General features: G+C 32.3%; 2 protein-coding genes. Both read left to right on the top strand.

Going from position 1 to position 1,623, the window contains the following annotated elements:
• Nucleotides 1-360: 360 nt before the first annotated feature.
• Nucleotides 361-786, top strand: a complete 426-nt coding sequence (locus O9295_RS18710; RefSeq protein WP_288034453.1) for a DUF29 family protein — start codon at nucleotides 361-363, stop codon at nucleotides 784-786.
• Between the two features lie 143 nt (nucleotides 787-929).
• A partial coding sequence (locus O9295_RS18705; protein ID WP_288034450.1) for an ATP-binding protein occupies nucleotides 930-1,623 on the top strand: 694 nt, incomplete at its 3' end.

Below are 1,623 nucleotides of genomic sequence, written 5' to 3'. Positions count from 1 at the left end.
TCCGATCCCTAAGCTGATACAATTAGCTAGTATCTTGTTCATAACCTGATAAGACTCCAAAAAACTAAGTGATTCTTACAATCTAGATGTTCACTTTGGTTTTGTCTGTGGGAATTTGTGGCCATTTTGGATTTTCTGATACAATAATTTTTGTGGGATAAAGTGGGATTTAGTGGCAAAAAGGAGGGAACCAGACTCAAAGTCTCCCTTTTTAAGGAGGGAACCAGACTCAAAGTCCCCCTTTTTAAGGGGGATTTAGGGGGATCGAACTAGCGAAGCTTATAACTAGCAACTTGGGTTAATTTAAATGCGGAACAAATTACTAAATTAAGAGGTTAATCAGTCAAAAAAAGGCAAAAAATGGAAGAATTATTAGAGTTAAAAAATCTATTACTAGCTGGCAATGTTCCCGATGCCTTAATCTTGGTAGAGGAAATGACAGAAATGAGCAAAGATGATAAGCTCAATAAGATTTTTAGCTTTAGTATTATTGTCCTATTACATCTGATTAAACAGCAAGCAGAAAAACGCAGTACACGCTCATGGGAAACCTCTATTTCTAATTCTGTTAAACAGATTCAACGCATTAATCAACGACGTAAAACTGGAGGAAATTATCTAACAATAGAAGAATTAAAAGAAACCTTAGATGATGCTTATTATTCCGCTTTAAGACAAGCGGCATTAGAAGCTTTTGAAGGTATATATAAACCAGAAGAAATTGAGGCTATGATCGATAAAAATAAAATTATTAATCAAGCATTGGAATTAATATTAATCGATTAAGTAACAGGTGACAGTCGGAAACAAATCAGGAGGTTTAAATGTCAGAAATAAAATAATTTGGCAAATATTTATAAAAAAACGAGAAAACTAAAATATGTTCCCTTATCCCAACCAGCAATACAAATGTTCTATCACTTACTTATATGGATATTCAAACCCTTTTAGAATGGACAGATAAACAGGTATTAGAGAAAACTGGTAAACATCTTGATTCATTGCAAGAATCCATCTTACAGGGTATTTGGGAACATCAAGATTACGAAAAAATTGCCAAAGATAATCAGCGCAGTTATGACCATATAAAAAAAGAAGCATGGAAATTATGGCAACTGTTATCTGATGTTTTTGAAGAAGATATAAAAAAGTCTAATGTTCGTTCCATTTTAGAAAATAAAGCTTCATCTACTATTTATCACTTTGCTAACCATCATTGTAATAATATCGGCAATAACCATATAAATATCTGTAGAGAAAATAATCCCTATTCAGAAAACAACTTAAAAAAGTCTTCAAATTTTCCAGATAATGGTCATCAATCCCCCATAATTAACCTAACAAAAGCTCCTGAATTAAGGTATAACTATGGACGTAAGTTAGAAATATCAACCTTAAAAGAATGGCTAGATAATAAAACTCGATTAATTACTATTTATGGGTTAAGTGGAATCGGAAAAACAGCTTTAACCCTTAAATTAATTTCAGAAATTGCCCCACAATTTGATTATATTATTTATCGCAGTCTGGAAAATATTCCTCAATTAATCGCTCTCAAGGATGATCTAAAACAGTTTTTCGCCCAATCTCTATCAACCCCCTTACCTGATATAATAGATTATC

The sequence above is a fragment of the Microcystis sp. LE18-22.4A genome (assembly GCF_027531105.1).
Taxonomy (GTDB): domain Bacteria; phylum Cyanobacteriota; class Cyanobacteriia; order Cyanobacteriales; family Microcystaceae; genus Microcystis; species Microcystis aeruginosa.
This window is presented reverse-complemented; position numbering and strand designations above follow the sequence as displayed.